Origin of the sequence: Streptococcus cristatus (assembly GCF_001588905.1) — a bacterium.
In the GTDB taxonomy this organism is placed as follows: Bacteria; Bacillota; Bacilli; order Lactobacillales; family Streptococcaceae; genus Streptococcus; species Streptococcus cristatus_N.
Genome location: NZ_LAWH01000028.1, coordinates 1 through 18,329 on the forward strand (window position 1 = coordinate 1; position 18,329 = coordinate 18,329).

Annotated in this window: 18 protein-coding genes and 1 pseudogene; 18 read left to right on the forward strand and 1 reads right to left on the reverse strand. The window is 43.0% G+C overall.

Features of this window, described 5'->3' with window-relative positions; translation table 11 throughout:
* Positions 1 to 204 precede the first annotated feature (204 nt).
* Positions 205 to 1,545, forward strand: coding sequence for an MATE family efflux transporter (locus A0765_RS05610; protein WP_062005192.1), 1,341 nt, complete (start codon positions 205 to 207; stop codon positions 1,543 to 1,545).
* Between the two features lie 53 nt (positions 1,546 to 1,598).
* Here the strand turns inward: A0765_RS05610 and A0765_RS05615 are convergent.
* Positions 1,599 to 1,787: pseudogene (locus tag A0765_RS05615) on the reverse strand (4-oxalocrotonate tautomerase); the annotation flags it as partial.
* A gap of 161 nt (positions 1,788 to 1,948) precedes the next feature.
* Between A0765_RS05615 and A0765_RS05620 the strand changes: the two are divergent.
* The 17 genes from A0765_RS05620 to A0765_RS05700 all read left to right on the forward strand — a co-directional run bounded on the left by A0765_RS05620 (position 1,949) and on the right by A0765_RS05700 (position 18,247).
* Positions 1,949 to 2,521 carry a thymidine kinase gene (locus A0765_RS05620; protein WP_062005196.1) on the forward strand — a complete coding sequence of 191 codons (573 nt, stop codon included), beginning with the start codon at positions 1,949 to 1,951 and terminating at the stop codon, positions 2,519 to 2,521.
* 35 nt (positions 2,522 to 2,556) lie between these two features.
* Positions 2,557 to 3,636: a peptide chain release factor 1 gene (prfA, locus tag A0765_RS05625; RefSeq protein WP_062005198.1), complete on the forward strand. Its 1,080-nt coding sequence runs from the start codon at positions 2,557 to 2,559 to the stop codon at positions 3,634 to 3,636.
* Complete coding sequence (prmC, locus tag A0765_RS05630) at positions 3,636 to 4,466, forward strand: peptide chain release factor N(5)-glutamine methyltransferase (RefSeq protein ID WP_062005200.1); 831 nt, start codon at positions 3,636 to 3,638, stop codon at positions 4,464 to 4,466. Before prfA ends, prmC begins: the two co-directional genes overlap by 1 nt.
* Positions 4,459 to 5,049, forward strand: coding sequence for an L-threonylcarbamoyladenylate synthase (locus tag A0765_RS05635; protein WP_062005202.1), 591 nt, complete (start codon positions 4,459 to 4,461; stop codon positions 5,047 to 5,049). Before prmC ends, A0765_RS05635 begins: the two co-directional genes overlap by 8 nt.
* A gap of 47 nt (positions 5,050 to 5,096) precedes the next feature.
* The gene (gene glyA / locus A0765_RS05640) at positions 5,097 to 6,359 is read left to right on the forward strand and encodes a serine hydroxymethyltransferase (protein WP_062005204.1); all 1,263 of its coding nucleotides are present in this window, start codon (positions 5,097 to 5,099) and stop codon (positions 6,357 to 6,359) included.
* Position 6,360: 1 nt separating this feature from the next.
* On the forward strand, positions 6,361 to 7,335 hold the full coding sequence (locus A0765_RS05645) for a nucleoid-associated protein (RefSeq protein ID WP_062005206.1): 975 nt from the start codon (positions 6,361 to 6,363) through the stop codon (positions 7,333 to 7,335).
* Positions 7,335 to 7,937, forward strand: a complete 603-nt coding sequence (locus A0765_RS05650; protein WP_048764272.1) for a lysozyme family protein — start codon at positions 7,335 to 7,337, stop codon at positions 7,935 to 7,937. Before A0765_RS05645 ends, A0765_RS05650 begins: the two co-directional genes overlap by 1 nt.
* 221 nt (positions 7,938 to 8,158) lie before the next feature.
* A complete protein-coding gene (gene msrC, locus A0765_RS05655) occupies positions 8,159 to 8,656 on the forward strand; it encodes a free L-methionine (R)-S-oxide reductase MsrC (protein ID WP_048764274.1) in 498 nt (165 codons plus the stop codon).
* A complete protein-coding gene (gene dnaX, locus A0765_RS05660) occupies positions 8,656 to 10,320 on the forward strand; it encodes a DNA polymerase III subunit gamma/tau (protein ID WP_048764276.1) in 1,665 nt (554 codons plus the stop codon). Before msrC ends, dnaX begins: the two co-directional genes overlap by 1 nt.
* Before the next feature lie 38 nt (positions 10,321 to 10,358).
* Positions 10,359 to 10,550, forward strand: a complete 192-nt coding sequence (locus A0765_RS05665; RefSeq protein ID WP_062005208.1) for a DUF3272 family protein — start codon at positions 10,359 to 10,361, stop codon at positions 10,548 to 10,550.
* A gap of 213 nt (positions 10,551 to 10,763) precedes the next feature.
* Positions 10,764 to 12,047: a 3-phosphoshikimate 1-carboxyvinyltransferase gene (aroA, locus tag A0765_RS05670; RefSeq protein WP_062005210.1), complete on the forward strand. Its 1,284-nt coding sequence runs from the start codon at positions 10,764 to 10,766 to the stop codon at positions 12,045 to 12,047.
* Complete coding sequence (locus A0765_RS05675; RefSeq protein ID WP_048764284.1) at positions 12,040 to 12,516, forward strand: shikimate kinase; 477 nt, start codon at positions 12,040 to 12,042, stop codon at positions 12,514 to 12,516. The genes aroA and A0765_RS05675 overlap by 8 nt, the downstream gene beginning before the upstream one ends.
* On the forward strand, positions 12,513 to 13,361 hold the full coding sequence (pheA, locus tag A0765_RS05680; RefSeq protein WP_048764286.1) for a prephenate dehydratase: 849 nt from the start codon (positions 12,513 to 12,515) through the stop codon (positions 13,359 to 13,361). The genes A0765_RS05675 and pheA overlap by 4 nt, the downstream gene beginning before the upstream one ends.
* Positions 13,358 to 14,695: an LCP family protein gene (locus A0765_RS05685; RefSeq protein WP_048764287.1), complete on the forward strand. Its 1,338-nt coding sequence runs from the start codon at positions 13,358 to 13,360 to the stop codon at positions 14,693 to 14,695. The genes pheA and A0765_RS05685 overlap by 4 nt, the downstream gene beginning before the upstream one ends.
* 183 nt (positions 14,696 to 14,878) lie before the next feature.
* The gene (gene rlmD / locus A0765_RS05690) at positions 14,879 to 16,234 is read left to right on the forward strand and encodes a 23S rRNA (uracil(1939)-C(5))-methyltransferase RlmD (protein WP_048764289.1); all 1,356 of its coding nucleotides are present in this window, start codon (positions 14,879 to 14,881) and stop codon (positions 16,232 to 16,234) included.
* Positions 16,235 to 16,763: 529 nt separating this feature from the next.
* Positions 16,764 to 17,486, forward strand: coding sequence for a MurR/RpiR family transcriptional regulator (locus A0765_RS05695; RefSeq protein ID WP_048763447.1), 723 nt, complete (start codon positions 16,764 to 16,766; stop codon positions 17,484 to 17,486).
* A gap of 8 nt (positions 17,487 to 17,494) precedes the next feature.
* The gene (locus A0765_RS05700; RefSeq protein WP_048763446.1) at positions 17,495 to 18,247 is read left to right on the forward strand and encodes a MurR/RpiR family transcriptional regulator; all 753 of its coding nucleotides are present in this window, start codon (positions 17,495 to 17,497) and stop codon (positions 18,245 to 18,247) included.
* Positions 18,248 to 18,329: the final 82 nt, after the last annotated feature.

The following is an 18,329-nucleotide window of genomic DNA, read 5'->3' on the forward strand; positions in this document are numbered from 1 at the left end:
AATTCGATTTCGTCGTCCCACCTCCGCACAGTTGAGTAGGGCTGTAAAAGCTGATGAAATCAGCGTAGTAGAGCCCACTCAACCACTGCGTCTTGCTCGACAATCCAAAGACAATTGAGAGGCTAGGACTTTTGTCCTAGCCTATTTTGACTATTCAGTTGGCTTGTAGTATAGTTAAAGAAGATTAAAAAAAAGGACTTCAACATGTATCAGACTTATCATTTGAAACAACGCCTAAGCCTGTTTGTCTCAATTTTTCTTCCTATCTTGATTTATCAGCTGGCAAATTTCTCGGCTTCCTTTGTTGACACGACCATGACGGGTCAATACGATACCTTGCATCTGGCAGGCGTCTCTATGGCAACCAGTCTATGGGGTTCATTTTTCTCCTTTCTGACGGGGATTGTGTCTGCCTTGGTTCCGATCATTGGTCATCATTTGGGACAGGGGAAAGATGAAAAAATAGCCTCTGATTTTTATCAGTTCATCTATCTTTCTTTGGCTCTATCTCTGATTTTATTTGCGCTGGTATTTTTAGGTGCCCCTTTGGTTTTGCAGCGTCTAGGCTTAGACCCTTTAGTAAAAGATGTGGCCCAGCATTATCTTTGGTACTTGTCCATTGGTATCATTCCCTTCTTGCTCTTTAGCGTTATTCGCTCTCTCTTGGATGCTTTGGGGTTAACTCGGCTTTCTATGTATTTGATGCTCTTGCTCCTACCTTTGAATGCTAGCTTTAATTATGTATTGATTTATGGAGCTTTTGGCTTTCCCGAAATGGGCGGAGCTGGTGCGGGACTAGGCACTTCTTTAGCTTATTGGGTTTTATTAGTCATATCACTATTATTGGCCATCAAACATCCTAAAGTCCGTCAATACCAACTCTGGAAAATTCGTCCCTTGAACAAAACTGGTTTGGCTGAAGGTTTTCGCTTAGGTTTGCCAATAGGAGGGACAGTCTTTGCCGAAGTTGTCATCTTTTCAATCGTCGGACTAGTGATGTCAAAATTTTCTTCTTTGATTATTGCTAGCCATCAGGCTGCCATGAATTTTTCAAACCTAATGTATGCTTTTCCTATGAGTATTTCCACAGCTATGGCCATCATTATCTCTTATGAGCTGGGGGCTGAAAGACTTGACGATGTGAAAAAGTATTGCACTTTGGGTAGAATTGTAGCATCTGGTTTCGCGGTCTTTACCTTGATTTTTCTCTATATTTTCCGAGATAAGGTTGCCAGCCTTTATGGCTCAGATCCAGATTTTATACGTCTGACCTCAATCTTTCTGACTTTTAGCCTCTTTTTCCAATTGGCTGATACGATTGCCGCTCCTTTGCAGGGAATTTTGCGAGGTTACAAAGATACTCAAGCACCATTTTACTTGGGCTTATTAGCTTACTGGGGCGTTTCCTTACCTCTGGGCTTGTTTTTAGATCAGGCTACGGATTTGGGACCTTATGGGTATTGGATTGGACTGATTGCGAGTTTGGTCGTGAGTGCAATCCTCTACCAACTGCGATTGAATTATATCCAAAAGAAGCGACGCTGAGCGTTTTCATCATAAAATTAAAAGGCTGAGTTATTATCTCAGCCTTTTTGATTTTATTTTGTTCGCATTTCACCTTGAGGGAAGTAAGTGCCTTCTGGCATGTCATTGATGATGACATGGACAGCAGACTGAGGTGCGCCAGTATTTCTGACAACGGCTTCGGTGACTTCCTTAGCCAAAGATTTCTTTTGTTCCAAGCTGCGGCCTTCAAATAAATCAATTCTGACAAATGGCATATGATTTCTCCTTTTCTTTTGCTAATCTTATTTTATCACAAATTAGGTTTTAAAGAATAGTGAATTGTGGTAAAATAATAGGAAGTACGGTCGGTCTTTCCAGCAGAGTTTATGGATAATGCTGAAAGTCCTAGAAAGACAATACTTAGAGAGAATGTAAGAATAAAATGGCTCAGTTATATTATAAATATGGCACAATGAATTCGGGCAAGACCATTGAAATTTTGAAAGTGGCCCACAACTACGAAGAGCAGGGCAAAAGCGTAGTAATCATGACCTCGGCTGTCGATACACGTGATGGCCTTGGCGTTGTTTCCAGCCGCATCGGCATGAAGCGAGCTGCGATGGCAATCGAGGACCAGACAGATATTTTTGGCTATATTCAAAGTCTGCCTGAAAAGCCTTACTGCGTTTTGATTGATGAGGCTCAGTTTTTGAAACGTCACCATGTCTATGATTTGGCTAGAGTAGTGGATGAGCTGGATGTTCCAGTCATGGCTTTTGGTCTGAAAAATGATTTTCGCAATGAACTCTTTGAAGGCTCCAAGCATCTCTTGCTCCTGGCTGATAAGATTGACGAAATCAAAACCATTTGCCAATATTGTTCAAAAAAAGCAACTATGGTTTTGCGGACGGATAATGGGAAACCTGTCTATGATGGCGAACAGATCAAAATTGGTGGCCATGAGACCTATATTTCTGTTTGCCGCAAGCATTATTTCAATCCCCCCATTAAATAGAATGAATTAGAAAATCAAGGAGATAGATTACAAAGATGAATATTTATGACCAGTTACAGGCAGTGGAAGACCGTTATGAAGAGCTTGGAGAATTGCTCAGTGACCCAGATGTGGTCTCAGATACCAAGCGTTTCATGGAGCTTTCAAAAGAAGAAGCTTCTACTCGTGATACGGTGACGGCCTACCGTGAGTACAAACAAGTCCTTCAAAACATCGTTGATGCTGAAGAAATGATTAAGGAATCAGGCGGAGATGCGGACTTGGAAGAAATGGCCAAGCAAGAACTCAAGGATGCCAAGGCTGAAAAAGAAGCATACGAAGAGAAACTGAAAATCTTGCTCCTTCCAAAGGATCCAAACGACGATAAGAATATCATCCTTGAAATTCGTGGAGCAGCTGGTGGTGAAGAAGCAGCCCTTTTCGCTGGAGATTTGCTGACGATGTATCAGAAGTATGCGGAAGCCCAAGGCTGGCGCTTTGAAGTCATGGAAGCTTCTATGAATGGCGTCGGTGGTTTCAAAGAAGTAGTGGCTATGGTTTCTGGTCAGTCTGTATACTCTAAACTCAAGTATGAATCAGGTGCCCATCGTGTGCAACGGGTTCCTGTAACAGAAAGCCAAGGTCGTGTTCATACCTCAACAGCAACTGTCCTTGTCATGCCTGAAGTGGAAGAAGTTGAATACGATATTGATCCAAAAGACCTTCGTGTGGACATCTACCACGCATCTGGTGCTGGTGGACAGAACGTCAACAAGGTTGCTACTGCTGTTCGTATCGTTCACTTGCCAACCAATATCAAGGTTGAAATGCAGGAAGAACGGACTCAGCAGAAAAACCGTGAAAAGGCCATGAAGATCATCCGTGCTCGTGTTGCTGACCATTTTGCTCAGATTGCTCAGGATGAACAAGACGCTGAACGTAAGTCAACGATTGGTACTGGTGACCGTTCAGAACGGATTCGTACTTATAACTTCCCACAAAACCGTGTCACAGACCACCGTATTGGCTTGACTCTCCAAAAACTAGATACCATCTTGTCTGGTAAATTGGACGAAGTTGTAGATGCCTTGGTACTCTATGACCAAACGCAAAAACTAGAAGAGCTGAATAAATAATGACCTTAGCTCAATATTTGGCTGAGTTAGAGCAGGAGCTAGTAGCAGCGGGAGAAGAAGCGGAAAGCCTGTCTTTCGTTTATCGGGCACTCAATGACCTCTCTTTTACCGACTTTGTTCTCAAGCTTCAGAGAGCAGTTAGCCAGGAAGAACGTGAGCAGCTAAAAGCAATTCAAGAGCAACTGCTTGCTCATAAGCCGGCCCAGTATATTATCGGTAGCAGTGATTTTCACGGCTTGACTCTTAAGGTGGATGAGCGGGTGTTGATTCCAAGGCCTGAGACTGAGGAGCTAGTGGAGTTGATTTTGTCAGAAAATCCTGAAAGCTCTCTGTCTGTCTTGGATATCGGCACTGGCAGCGGAGCTATCGCTCTGGCACTGGCAAGCAGTCGCCCAGACTGGCAGATTACTGCTTCTGATCTCTCGGACGATGCTCTTGCTTTGGCGGTGGAAAACGCCCAGTCCTGTGGCCTCAATCCTACTTTTGTCCAATCCGATTGCTTGGATGCAATCCAAGGAAAATTTGATATTATCGTCTCTAACCCACCTTATATTTCAGAAGCGGATAAGGACGAAGTCGGCCTCAACGTTCTAGCCTCAGAGCCACACATGGCCCTCTTCGCAGAGGAGGATGGCTATGCCGTCTATCGGAAAATAGCGGAGCAGGCAGGAGACTATCTGACAGAAAAAGGAAAAATTTATCTGGAAATTGGTTACAAGCAAGGAGATGGCGTCAGGGAATTGCTGAAAAAACCTTTTCCCAAAAAACGAATCCGAGTCTTGAAAGATCAATTTGGCAAAGATAGAATGGTGGCGATGGACAATGGATAAGATAGAAAATACTCTGGCAGCAGGCGGAGCAGTTGTCCTGCCCACGGAAACGGTGTATGGCCTCTTTGCTCAGGCTTTGAACGAAGAGGCAGTTGAGCGAGTCTATGAATTAAAAAGAAGACCGCGTGACAAGGCTCTCAATCTCAATGTGGCTAGCTTGGAAGAGATTTATGCCTTTTCTAAGAACCAGCCCAGTTATCTAAAAAAACTCTATCAAGCCTTTCTACCTGGACCACTGACTATTATCCTCCAAGCTAATGACCGAGTTCCTGCTTGGATAAACTCAGGTATGGAAACTGTGGGCTTTCGGATTCCTAAGCATCCGGTTACGCTAGACTTGATTCGCAAGTATGGACCCTTGATTGGTCCATCCGCCAATCTTTCTGGAAAAGCCAGTGGCACTGATTTCCAGCAGATTATGCTGGATTTCCAAGAGCAAGTCTCGGGAGTAGAAGATGATGCTTCCTTGACAGGTCAGGATTCAACCATTCTGGACTTGTCTGGAGAAAAGGCACTTATTCTACGCCAGGGAGCCATTACCCGCGAGGACATTCTCGCCCAAGTAAGTGATATAACATTTTAACTATTAGGAGCCTAGCGCCCTATTTTCTCAAAAAAAGGAGACACCTTATGATTTTTGACCAAGAAGACTACAAAGCATTTGACAAAGAACTCTGGGATGCTATTGCCAATGAGGAAGAACGTCAGCAGCATAATATTGAGCTAATCGCTTCAGAAAATGTCGTTTCTAAAGCTGTTATGGCGGCTCAAGGTTCTATTTTGACCAATAAATACGCTGAAGGCTACCCAGGTCGCCGTTATTATGGTGGAACAGACGTAGTGGATGTCGTGGAGAGCTTGGCCATTGAGCGCGCTAAGGAAATTTTTGGTGCCAAATTCGCCAATGTTCAGCCTCACTCAGGCAGTCAGGCCAATTGCGCTGCTTATATGGCTTTGATTGAGCCAGGCGACACGGTTATGGGTATGGATTTGTCTGCGGGCGGTCACTTGACTCACGGTGCTCCAGTCAGCTTCTCTGGTCAAACCTACAATTTTGTATCCTATAGCGTTGATCCAGAAACAGAATTACTGGACTTTGATGCCATCCTCAAACAAGCCAAGGAAGTACAGCCTAAGCTAATTGTGGCGGGAGCTTCAGCCTATTCTCACATCATCGACTTTTCAAAATTCCGTGAAATTGCTGATGCAGTCGGTGCCAAGCTGATGGTCGACATGGCTCACATCGCTGGTTTGGTTGCTGCAGGTCTCCATCCAAGCCCTGTGCCTTATGCGGATATCACAACCACGACGACCCACAAGACCTTGCGTGGCCCTCGTGGTGGCTTGATTTTGACAAACGATGAGGAATTGGCTAAGAAAATCAATTCAGCTATCTTCCCAGGTATTCAGGGTGGACCATTGGAGCATGTCGTTGCAGCCAAAGCTGTGGCTTTTAAAGAAGTGCTTGACCCAGCTTTCAAGGTTTATGCTCAGCAGATTTTGGATAATGCCCAAGCCATGGCCCAAGTCTTCCGTCAGCATGATAAGTTTCGCGTGATTTCTGATGGTACTGAAAATCACCTTTTCTTAGTCGATGTTACTAAGGTTGTAGAAAATGGGAAAGTCGCTCAAAATCTCTTGGATGAGGTCAACATTACGCTCAATAAAAACTCCATCCCTTACGAGACTTTGTCACCATTTAAGACTAGCGGCATTCGTATCGGTACAGCAGCCATTGCAGCTCGAGGCTTTGGTGTCACAGAAAGCATCAAGGTGGCTGAGCTTATTATCAAGGCTCTGGAAAACGCTGAAAACGAAGCGGTGCTCAATCAAGTTCGGGCAGAAGTTCGCGAACTGACGGATGCTTTTCCGCTCTATGAAGGTTTGAACTAAGATGGACATTTACGTAAAAAAGGCCATCATTCATCAATTCAGTCCAGCTGATACGGACTTGCTGTTGGCGGATAAGTTTCTTAATATCACTCCCAAGATTGAGGAATACCTTCGTAAGAAAATCGAGCGGGTCTATTCAGACGAGGCTAAAACAGGCATTTTCGAACCTAATAATGTCTTTTTAGCCAAGCTTTCAGACGACTTACTGGAAACATCTGTGACAGTGGCCAAGCTCTGGCAGGAAGAGTTTTCGATCAGTGAAAATCAGAAAACCAATGATTTGATTTTCGTCCAGTTTGACAAGGAAGGCGTGGAGCACTTTGCTTTTCTGCGGATTGCGTTGCGGGAAACCCTAACTCACCTGGGTGGCGAGGTAGATAATCCAATCAAACTGACGCAGAACAATTTGCCTGGCTTTGGTACGGGGGCGGACGAGGCTTTGGTCATCAATCTCCAGTCTCGCAAGTACCATCTGATTGAAAAGCGTATCAAGTACAATGGCGCCTTTCTCAACTATTTTTCGGATAATCTCTTGCAGGTCAGTCCTAAGATTTCACCAAAAAAATCTATCAAGACTCTGGAAAAAACAGCTCAAAAGATTGCTGAAAGCTTTAATACAGATGACTTTCAGTTCCAGTCTAAGGTCAAATCCAGCATTTTCAAAAATCTGGAAGAAAATGACGAATTGTCTCCTGAAAAGTTGGCAGACGAGCTGTTTGACAGCAATCTGACAGCCCGACTTACCTTTATTGACCAGGTTAAGGAAACTGTGCCAGAGCCAATCAAGTTTGATGAGATTGACAGCAGTCGCCAGAAAAAGAAGTTCGAAAATCAAAAATTATCCCTCTCTAATGGAATAGAGCTGATCGTTCCCAATAATGTCTATCAGGATGCTGAATCCGTGGAATTTATCCAGAACGACAACGGGACCTACTCTATTCTCATCAAAAATATAGAGGATATACAAAGTAAATAATGTTTAAATTTATCAGAAGATTGATTTTGCTCATCATTCTGGCTGCCATCGCGATAAAAGGCTATCAAGTCCATCGTGATGTTAAGCAGGTTATGACCTATCAAAGCTTGGTTAGAGAAGTGCTAGACGAGCAGGACACTGCGGCTAATGAAGAGCTTGTCCTAGCCATGATCTACACAGAAACCAAGGGAAGAAACAACGACCTCATGCAGTCTAGTGAGAGTGCAACAGGCGAAATCAATTCGATTACAGACAATAAAGAAAGTGTCCGGCAAGGGATTCAGACTCTATCGGACAATCTAGAGCTGGCCAGCGAGAAAAAGGTAGATGTTTGGACAGCGGTTCAGGCCTACAATTTTGGTCAGGCCTATATCGACTATGTGGCGCAAAATGGCGGTGAGAATACGCTTGAGCTAGCAAAAAAATACTCAAAAGAAGTGGTTGCTCCGAGTCTTGGCAACGTGACTGGAAAAACCTATTCATACTATAATGTGCTTTCCATTTTTTACGGTCCCAAGCTTTATATCAATGGTGGAAATTACTATTATTCACGGCAGGTGCGACTAAATATGTACCTTATCCGCTTTATAGGTTGGCTGTAAACAGATGATTGGAGTATAGCTCGCCTTTCTATAGGAATAAGAGGTTGGGATGGATAATCTCAGCTTCTTATTTTTAAAGAAGGACAAATAAGGATTTGGTCTCTCTTTTGTAGTGATTAGAATTAGAAGATATTTTTCAACTTGAGCTTCGAACTAGAAAAGAAGCTAAAAAGTTTTGATTTTTTCTTCTGTAGGACGGGCTTTTTGATATAATAGAAAGTATGAATAAAAGGGAAAAAATTTCAAATTATCAACTGTTACTGGCTCAGCTAGAAGCCTTATTGGAGGGTGAGACCAATGCTTTGGCCAATCTTTCTAATGCTAGCGCCCTGCTTAATCAAGCCCTGCCTCATTCGGTTTTTACTGGTTTCTATCTTTTTGATGGGAGTGAGCTGATTCTGGGACCTTTTCAGGGCGGTGTTTCCTGTGTCCATATTGCTCTAGGCAAGGGTGTTTGTGGGGAGTCTGCTGAGAAAGAGCAGACGATTATCGTAGATGATGTGACCCAGCATGCCAACTATATCTCCTGTGATAGCCGTGCTAAGAGCGAGATTGTGGTGCCCATGGTAAAAGACGGTCGCCTACTTGGAGTGTTGGATTTGGACTCGGCCTTGACTGGGGATTATGATGACGCAGACCAGGAATATCTGGAAAAGTTTGTCCAGATTTTGCTTGAAAAAACGACCTGGAATTTTGAAATGTTTGGAGAAAAAGCCTAATGTATCAAGCTTTATATCGAAAGTACCGCAGTCAGACCTTTGGTCAGCTGGTGGGTCAGCAGGTAGTAGCGACCACTCTGCGGCAGGCTGTTGAGCAAGGGAAAATCAGCCATGCCTATCTTTTTTCTGGTCCACGTGGAACAGGAAAAACCAGTGTTGCCAAGATTTTTGCCAAGGCTATGAACTGTCCTAATCAAAAGGATGGTGAGCCCTGCAATGACTGCTATATCTGCCAGGCCATCACTGAGGGGAGTCTTGAAGATGTCATTGAGATCGACGCGGCTTCTAATAATGGTGTCGATGAGATTCGTGATATTCGGGACAAGTCTACCTATGCGCCCAGTCTTGCCAAGCACAAGGTCTATATCATTGATGAGGTGCACATGCTCTCGACTGGAGCCTTTAACGCCTTGCTCAAGACCTTGGAAGAGCCAACCGAAAATGTGGTCTTTATCCTAGCGACGACAGAGCTGCATAAGATTCCAGCGACCATTCTTTCTCGTGTTCAGCGATTTGAGTTTAAGTCTATCAAGACGCAGGACATCATTGGTCATATTGAGTGGATTCTGGAGCAGGAAGGCATTGATTTTGAGCAAGAAGGTGTGCAGATTATTGCCCGTCGAGCTGAGGGCGGTATGCGAGATGCCTTGTCTATCCTCGATCAGGCTCTTAGCTTGACCCAAGAAAATCGTTTGACTACTGATATTGCTGAAGAGATCACAGGCTCTATCAGCTTAGGTGCCTTGGATGCCTATGTAGCAGCCTTGATTGCTCATGATGCAGTAGCAGCCTTGGATAATCTCAATCTGATTTTTGACAGTGGCAAAAACATGGCTCGCTTCGTGACGGACCTCCTGCAATACCTGCGTGACCTAATCATTGTCAAAACTGGCGGAGAAAATCATCATACTAGTGAGCTCTTTCTGGAAAATATCAAGACACCGCAGGAGACTCTCTTTGCCATGATTGAGATAGCGACCAAGAGTTTAGCAGACATCAAAAATACCCTGCAGCCTAAGATTTATACAGAAATGATGACTATTCGACTGGCTGAGGAAAAAGCAGGCTTGGACCAGATTCCTGACAACTTGGCAGAAGAACTGTCTAATCTCAAGCAGGAAATTCAAGAGCTCAAGCAGCAATTGGCCAATGTCGGCAGTCAGCCAGCTCCAGCAGCTAAGAAATCAGAGGCACGACCTCAGAAGGCTAAGACCTATCGAGTAGATCGCAATAAGGTCAATGCCATTTTGGAAGAGGCAGTGGAAAATCCTGACTTGGCTCGCAGCAATTTGACCAAGCTGCAAAATGCTTGGGGTGAAATTATCGAGAGTTTGGCAGGAGCGGACAAGGCGCTGCTCATCGGTTCGCAGCCAGTTGCAGCTAACGAAAATCATGCTATTTTGGCTTTTGAGTCTCATTTCAACGCTGAGCAGACCATGAAAAGAGAAAATCTCAATACCATGTTTGGAAATCTGCTGAGCAATGCTGCTGGCTTTTCACCAGATATTCTGGCTATTTCTCTCGAGGACTGGACTCAGATTCGGGCAGAATTTTCAGCTAGAAGTCGCGGCAATAAAGCAGAAGCAGTTGAAAAGCAGGAAGAAAGTTTGATACCGGAAGGCTTTGATTTTCTAGCGGAAAAAATCACCGTGCAGGATGATTGAATTTAGATTTTTATGATTTTTCATGCTATAATGGAAGAATGAATAGACGACAATTTATTGTAATGGCGGCTTTTACAGCCCTAGAAACGTACTTTTTTAATAAATCAATCATGTCTGAAGACTATCTGATGGCTATTTTCTGGGCCATTCTGATTGGTCGTAATCTGCAGATTAGCTATGTGATGGGGCGAATTATGGATGAGATTGATAAGCATCTAGGACACAAATAATGACTAAATCAGAGATTGACTAGAGTGAGAATCTGGCACTCTAGAGTGGTTTTGACAAGGAACAAAGGGAGGCTGAGAGACGATTGTCGCAGCCTCTTTTATGATGTAGAAAAGGGAGAAAAGAGCAAGAAGTCGGAATGAATACAAGAATTTTTTAGAAAATTGCTATTTTTATGATAAAATAGAAGTTAGTAGCAATTGAAAGGGGCATCTATGAAGTTAAGAACAAAGGTAAAAGGCCTGAATGGTCGCATCCGTGTGCCGGGCGACAAATCAATCAGTCACCGTTCGATTATGTTCGGGAGCTTGGCCAAGGGCCTTACAGTGGTTCACGATATTTTGAGAGGTGAGGATGTCCTTTCTACGATGCAGGTCTTTCGTGATTTAGGCGTTAAGATAGAGGATGATGGAAAGACTGTCAAGATCCATGGTGTTGGGTTTGATGGTCTCAAGGCGCCACACAATAAATTAGACATGGGAAATTCAGGGACCTCTATCCGCTTGATTTCGGGTCTCTTGGCAGGTCAGGATTTTGCAGCAGAGATGTTTGGCGATGATAGTTTGTCCAAGCGTCCGATGGATCGGGTAACCCTGCCTCTTAGTCAAATGGGTGTGGATATTTGGGGTCAGACAGAACGAGATTTACCGCCACTACACATTCATGGCCGAAAAGATTTAAAGCCTATCCATTACCAGCTGCCAGTGGCTTCCGCTCAAGTCAAATCAGCCTTGATTTTTGCGGCTTTACAGGCTCAAGGCGAGTCAGTCATTATTGAAAAGGAAATTACCCGTAACCATACAGAGGATATGATTGTCCAATTTGGTGGTCAAATTGAGGTCAAGGATAAAGAAATCCGTGTGCAGGGTGGTCAGACCTTTACTGGGCAAGAAGTGAGAGTGCCTGGTGATATTTCCAGTGCAGCCTTCTGGCTAGTTGCAGGCTTGATTCTTCCCCATTCCAAAATCGTCCTAGAAAATGTTGGAATCAATGAAACTCGGACGGGGATTCTTGATGTTATCAAGGCAATGGGCGGTAAGATGACCCTTTCTAATATAGATGAGGTGGCCAAATCCGCTACGATTACCGTTGAGACTTCTGAGCTGAAAGGAACTGAGATTGGCGGAGAAATTATTCCGCGCTTGATAGACGAGCTTCCGATAATTGCCCTTTTAGCCACCCAAGCTGAGGGCAGAACGGTGATCCGAGATGCCGAGGAGTTAAAGGTCAAAGAAACCGATCGGATTCAGGTTGTCGCAGACGCCTTAAATAGCATGGGAGCAGCCATTAGCCCTACAGCAGATGGCATGATTATCGATGGAAAAACGCTTCTCCATGGTGCAACCATCAATACGTTCGGTGACCACCGTATTGGAATGATGGCAGCCATTGCGGCCCTGTTAGTTTCGGATGGAGAGGTGGAGCTGGAGCGGGCAGAAGCAATCAATACCAGCTATCCAAGCTTCTTCTCAGACTTGGAGGGCTTAGTGAATGGCTAAGATTTTACTTGGCTTTATGGGAGCAGGAAAATCAACGATTGCGAGAGCCTTGTCAGCAGATTTTCTGGATATGGACGAGCTGATTGTCCAAAAGATCGGCATGTCCATCCAAGAGTATTTTGCTCAATACGGCGAGCCAGCCTTTCGAAAAATTGAAGCTGAAGTCTTGGCTGATTGTATCCAGCAGGATGTTGTGCTTTCTACAGGCGGCGGTGTTGTCTTGAGTCCCCAAAACCGTGACTTATTGGCTCAAAATCCCCAAAATATTTATCTGAAAGCTGACTTTGAGACCCTCTTTCGTCGGATTGAGCAAGATCAGGAAAATCAGCGTCCCTTGTATCTGACCAAGAGCAAGGCAAACTTGCAGGAGATTTTTGAACAACGGCAGGCTCTCTATGAGGCGGTCGCGACACAAACAATTGACGTGGTAGGCAAAACGCCACAAGAAATTATTGAGGAAATTCAATGAAAGTAGCTTTTTTAGGACCCAAGGGATCTTTTTCCCACCATGTTGCCCAAGAAGCCTTTCCCCAAGCAGACTTGGTGCCCTATCAAAACATCACAGAAGTGATGAAGGCCTATGAAGGGAAAGAGGTGGATTATTCAGTTGTTCCCGTGGAAAATTCGATTGAAGGAAGTGTCCATGAGACCTTGGATTATCTTTTCCATCAGGCTAAGATCCAAGCAGTAGCAGAGATTGTTCAGCCCATTAAGCAGCAGTTATTGGCGACCAGTTTGACCAAGCCTATTGAGAAAGTTTTTTCCCATCCTCAGGCGCTTGCTCAGGGGAAGGGCTATATTCGCCAGCATTATCCAGAAGCAGCGATTGAAATTACAGCTAGTACAGCCTATGCGGCTCGCTTTGTAGCTGAGCATCCTGACCAACCTTTCGCCGCTATTGCGCCGCGTACTGCGGCAGTCGAGTATGGTCTGCAAGTGGTGGCCCAAGATATTCAGGAAATGGAGGAAAATTTTACTCGTTTCTGGATTTTAGGACAGACCACTCCTACTCTTAGGCTTGAAAAGCAAGAGGAAAAACAGAGTTTGGCTTTGACTTTGCCAGACAATCTGCCTGGTGCCTTGTATAAGGCTTTATCAACCTTTGCCTGGCGTGGCATTGACCTGACAAAGATTGAAAGCCGCCCTCTTAAAACAGCCCTAGGGGAATATTTCTTTATTATTGATATTGATAATGAACGGAAAGAATTAGTGGATTTTGCTTACCAAGAGCTTACCGCACTTGGCATTACCTTTAAAATTCTAGGAAGTTATCCCGTTTTTCAAATTCAGGATTATAGATTGGAGCAGAGATGAGAGAAACAGAAAATCTGAGTCGACACGAGCAGTTAAGGCTGGATTATCTCCATACAAACTATTACTATCTTAACGAACATGAAAAAGAGGAGTATAATTACCTCCGCCAAAAGTCGAAAGGACGGTCAGATGTTGCGCAAAAAACGTCTACCAAGCAGACCGTGCAGGCTTCGCTAGAAGACCCGAAGACGGATTCATCCGGTTTGTTACCCAAATACCCGGGTAAAGGTTCTCTTAGCAGAAGCCAAAAGAATTCCCGTGCTTCTTTAAAGCAAGAAGCGAAAAAATCAACTCAGAAAACTCCTAGAACCTACAAAAAAATTCGTCCGAAGCGCGTGCTGATGTGGCTCCTGATTTTTGTGCTTTTGGTTGTTTCTGGCATGCTCTTTATGTTTTTCAAAGGCTTAAATACAGCGAGACCAGGAAATCTTAAAGCGGCTGATGTTGAGTACTTTGATGGTCATGATGCTCGAGATGGGATCAACATTCTTGTTTTAGGGACAGATGGCCGAATTGGAGAAAATTCAACGGAGACTCGGACCGATTCAATTATGGTCTTGAACGTTGGCAATAAAGATCATAAAATGAAGTTAGTTAGCTTTATGCGTGATACCTTGATTCATATTGATGGCGTCAGCAATTCCTACACGGAGCCAACCGATGATGATTATTATGATCAAAAATTGAACTCCGCCTATACTTTTGGTGAACAAGACAATCATCGTGGAGCTGAGGCAGTTCGTCAAGCTTTGAAAGATAACTTCGATATTGACATTAAATACTATGCTCTAGTGGACTTTAACACCTTTGCGACTGCAATTGACACCCTCTTTCCAAATGGTGTATTTATGGATGCTAAATTTTCGACCATTGATGGGGAAAAAGTCACAGAAGTGGAAGTTCCAGATGATTTGAACATGAAGGATGGAGTGGTTCCTACTCAAACCATCAAGGTTGGTCGTCAGCACATGGATGGTCGGACGCTCTTAAACTATGCCCGTTTCCGTAAGGACGATGAGGGTGACTTTGGACGTACACGTCGCCAGCAAGAAGTCTTGACTGCTATCATGCAGCAGATAAAAGACCCTACGAAGCTTTTTACAGGATCTGAAGCATTAGGAAAAGTTTTTGCCTTGACCTCGACCAATGTACCTCAGAGTTTTATTTGGTCACAAGGTTTATCCTTAGTCCTTGATTCACGCAATGGGATAGAGCGCCTCACTGTACCAGAACTAGGTGACTGGACGGATACCTATGATATGTATGGTGGACAAGGACTCTTGATTGATTTTAAAGCCTATAAAGAAAGATTGAAACAAATGGGCTTAAGATAGGGCTCTTATGATATAATGGGAAGTGGCAGATTTTGTCTCTTCCCTTTCTTTTTGGGAAAATAGCAGAGCAGAAATGTGAACATACTTTCCAATAGGAAGAAAGAAATAAACAGTAGAAAATCCTGTGATTCCCTGCTTTAGTATAATTGTAGTTGAACGCAGGATTGATTAGAAAGTAAAGAAATGTTAAAAAAGAACGATATTATTGAAGTAGAAATTGTAGATCTGAGTCATGAGGGAGCGGGTGTAGCCAAGGTAGACGGCCGCGTCTTTTTCATTGAAAATGCCCTGCCGAGCGAAGTGATTTGCATGCGTGTCCTCAAGGTCAATAAAAAAATCGGCTTTGGCCGTGTTGAGGAATTTGTGAAGAAGTCAGACCAGCGCAATGAGCATGTCGATTTGGCCTATCTGCGGACTGGAATTGCTGATTTAGGACACTTGGCTTACCCAGCCCAGCTAGCTTTTAAAGGTAAGCAAGTGCTGGACTGTCTCTATAAAATTGCTGGCATTTCAGACGTGGAAGTGCTGGAAACACTGGGCATGGATCATCCACTGGCCTACCGTAATAAAGCACAGGTGCCAGTTCGTCGTGTCAATGGCCAGCTGGAAACGGGCTTTTTCCGGAAAAATTCCCATGATCTCCTGCCGATTGAGGACTTTTATATTCAGGATCCAGTTATCGACCAAGTCATCGTTTTTGTACGTGACTTGCTACGCCGCTTTGACCTCAAGCCTTACGATGAGAAGGAGGGCACTGGCCTGATCCGCAATCTGGTTGTTCGCCGCGGCCATTATTCTGGTGAAATCATGGTGATTTTGGTGACCAGCCGGCCTAAGATTTTTCGAGTGGAGCAGCTTATTGAGCTTTTGACAGAAGCTTTCCCAACTATCAAGTCCATCATGCAAAATATCAACGACCAGCAGGGCAATGCCATTTTCGGTCGGGAATTTCGGATACTCTACGGACAAGACTTTATCACTGATAGTATGCTGGGCAAGCAGTTCCAGATTGCTGCGCCAGCCTTTTACCAAGTCAATACTGAGATGGCAGAGAAGCTTTATCAGACGGCCTTTGACTTTGCTGATTTTAAAAAAGAGGATATTGTGCTGGATGCCTACTCGGGTATCGGCACCATTGGTCTGTCGCTGGCTGACCGAGTCCAGCAGGTCTATGGAGTCGAGGTCATTCCTGAGGCCGTGGAAAATAGTCAGCGAAACGCAGAACTTAATGGCATCACCAATGCCAGCTATGTTTGCGCCCCTGCAGAAAAAGCCATCCAAACTTGGCTGAATCAGGGAATCAAGGCGGATGTCATCCTAGTCGATCCGCCACGCAAGGGCTTGACAGAAAGCTTTATCACTTCTAGTGTCAGCATGGAACCCCAGCGGATTGTCTATATTTCCTGCAATCCTGCCACTATGGCGCGTGATATCAAACTCTATCAAGAGCTGGGATATGTGCTGAAGAAAGTCCAGCCAGTTGACCTCTTTCCACAGACGCATCACGTGGAGTGTGTTGCTCTGCTCGTAAAAACCTAGAAACCTTTGAATGAAAGGGATAATGAAAAGCCTTGATTGCAAGGCTTTTTGTATTGGCGTGGGGAAGTATCAGAGTGAGAAAATTTTTGGAATGAATAGAAGTGATAGCTAGAAATTATCAGTTTCTATTTCCATTTACCCTGTGGGTACGTGTTTGTTTCCATTGACAAGGAGTTTGTGGGAATAGAAACGTCCCCACCTTACATATCTCCAGAATGGGCGATTGAAATTGAGACAATTTAATAGAGATAAGCTCTTGTTATGTTTCTTTTAAGTCAATAAACTAACAATACTCAAAGTATGCTCAAAAATATGATATAATCTAGGACATAAGGCAATACTGTTTTAAAGTATTTTCTCTCAACCATGTCTCATTAGACAAATCTGATTCGTCTGGTTTTCTAATAGATTTTAATGCTGACTTGGTTTTATAGCCATTATGCTCTCCATTATTTTAGTGTAGAACACTTTGGTTATTAGTTTTTTGTTACATTGTAAGCAAATCAATAGAGATAGAAAAAGGAATTATATGTTTAGTTATGAGGTTGTAGCAAGTTTTAACGACTTAGAAAATGCTATTTATACAACTATTTTAGAAAATGAAAATATATCCTCTATGACAATCAAGGAATTGGCCCAACTTGCACATGTATCAGTTGGAACCGTACAACGATTTTGCAAGCATCTAGGATTTGATGGATATAGCCATTTTAAGATTGCTTATAAAGAATATTTAAAAAATGAGCAAATTATTTTAAACAATCAAGACAATCATTCTTTGAAGCTATTCATTGATTATACTGAGCAAGATACTTTTTTGCAGCTGATTATGGAGGCTGTGGCAATCTTAAAGAACGTTGAACAGATTGTTTTTGTCGGAATTGGTTCCTCTGGAACTTTAGGTCGATATGGAGCGCGCTATTTTTCAAATATTGGCAAATTTAGTATGTGTATTGAAGATCCTTGGCAACCAGTGCTACAAAACAGTATGGAAAAAACTTGTGTCATTGCCTTATCCGAATCTGGTGAGACTTCTCAAACATTGAAAATTGTACAAAAATTAAAGGAAAAAGGTTGTCCAGTTATTGCCATCACAAATACATTGGAATCAACATTGTCAAGGCTATCTGATTGCACCATAACCTATCATGTTCCTCAATTATTTTTAAATGGGTTTAATATTACGACGCAGGTACCTGTTATTCTCATTATTGAAATGTTAATGAAACAACTATATACTACAAAAGCATAAGGGTGTCTATGAATTTATTTGATTATCATAAAGTAAAAGGGCTAAATAATAGTGAATTAAGCGTGTATAATTTTATATTGCAACATAGAGATAAAGTTGCTACGATGACTATCAGAGAGCTATCGACATCTATAAATCTATCGACAACAACCATTATTCGTTTTGCGAAAAAGATGGGATTTGATAGCTACAATGATTTAAAATATGCCTTGTCAAGGTCGGAAGATAAGGAAAATAAACATCGTCACTACTTTCCTATTGATATTCCAGCAATACAATTTTTACAGACTAGTGTCCAAGATGAAGCTTTAAAAAAACAACTATCAGAGATAGCAGACTTGATCGTTCAAGCCAAACAAGTTATCTTTTTAGGGGTGGGTACTAGTCTAAGTTTGGCAGAATATGGCTCATATCTTTTTTCTGGAATCGGTATTCTTAGCTTTGCTATTACTAACCCATTTTATTCTCTGAAATTGCATCATTCTAATTTGGAGGATGTTTTGGTTATTGCTCTAAGTGTCAGCGGTGAGACAGAAGAAGTTCTAACTCTGGTACAGGGATTCAAAGAAAGAAATGCTAAGATTGTTAGTCTGACAAATACAGATATTTCCACTTTATCACAGCTATCGGATATAAATTTATCCTACTTTATGCCAGTTGCCTACGCAGATTCCTCGCTACGTTCCACTAATTTGACCACTCAGATTCCAGTTGTCTATTTTTTAGAATCCTTACGTTACCAAATTTATTTAAAAAAATAGGAGTGAAAACTCTTGTTTTTTTTATGTAACAAATATTGTTCGACTGTACATTTATTTTCTATCTCAATATCTATTGTCAGCA

What these genes read in the sequence shown, in the direction of transcription:
- A0765_RS05610 (WP_062005192.1), top strand. Translation starts at nt 205, where the DNA reads ATGTATCAGACTTATCATTTGAAACAACGCCTAAGCCTGTTTGTCTCA.
- A0765_RS05685 (WP_048764287.1), top strand. Translation starts at nt 13,358, where the DNA reads ATGAGAGAAACAGAAAATCTGAGTCGACACGAGCAGTTAAGGCTGGAT.
- dnaX (WP_048764276.1), top strand. Translation starts at nt 8,656, where the DNA reads ATGTATCAAGCTTTATATCGAAAGTACCGCAGTCAGACCTTTGGTCAG.
- aroA (WP_062005210.1), top strand. Translation starts at nt 10,764, where the DNA reads ATGAAGTTAAGAACAAAGGTAAAAGGCCTGAATGGTCGCATCCGTGTG.
- prmC (WP_062005200.1), top strand. Translation starts at nt 3,636, where the DNA reads ATGACCTTAGCTCAATATTTGGCTGAGTTAGAGCAGGAGCTAGTAGCA.
- A0765_RS05645 (WP_062005206.1), top strand. Translation starts at nt 6,361, where the DNA reads ATGGACATTTACGTAAAAAAGGCCATCATTCATCAATTCAGTCCAGCT.
- prfA (WP_062005198.1), top strand. Translation starts at nt 2,557, where the DNA reads ATGAATATTTATGACCAGTTACAGGCAGTGGAAGACCGTTATGAAGAG.
- msrC (WP_048764274.1), top strand. Translation starts at nt 8,159, where the DNA reads ATGAATAAAAGGGAAAAAATTTCAAATTATCAACTGTTACTGGCTCAG.
- A0765_RS05635 (WP_062005202.1), top strand. Translation starts at nt 4,459, where the DNA reads ATGGATAAGATAGAAAATACTCTGGCAGCAGGCGGAGCAGTTGTCCTG.
- A0765_RS05695 (WP_048763447.1), top strand. Translation starts at nt 16,764, where the DNA reads ATGTTTAGTTATGAGGTTGTAGCAAGTTTTAACGACTTAGAAAATGCT.
- pheA (WP_048764286.1), top strand. Translation starts at nt 12,513, where the DNA reads ATGAAAGTAGCTTTTTTAGGACCCAAGGGATCTTTTTCCCACCATGTT.
- rlmD (WP_048764289.1), top strand. Translation starts at nt 14,879, where the DNA reads ATGTTAAAAAAGAACGATATTATTGAAGTAGAAATTGTAGATCTGAGT.
- A0765_RS05620 (WP_062005196.1), top strand. Translation starts at nt 1,949, where the DNA reads ATGGCTCAGTTATATTATAAATATGGCACAATGAATTCGGGCAAGACC.
- glyA (WP_062005204.1), top strand. Translation starts at nt 5,097, where the DNA reads ATGATTTTTGACCAAGAAGACTACAAAGCATTTGACAAAGAACTCTGG.
- A0765_RS05700 (WP_048763446.1), top strand. Translation starts at nt 17,495, where the DNA reads ATGAATTTATTTGATTATCATAAAGTAAAAGGGCTAAATAATAGTGAA.
- A0765_RS05665 (WP_062005208.1), top strand. Translation starts at nt 10,359, where the DNA reads ATGAATAGACGACAATTTATTGTAATGGCGGCTTTTACAGCCCTAGAA.
- A0765_RS05675 (WP_048764284.1), top strand. Translation starts at nt 12,040, where the DNA reads ATGGCTAAGATTTTACTTGGCTTTATGGGAGCAGGAAAATCAACGATT.
- A0765_RS05650 (WP_048764272.1), top strand. Translation starts at nt 7,335, where the DNA reads ATGTTTAAATTTATCAGAAGATTGATTTTGCTCATCATTCTGGCTGCC.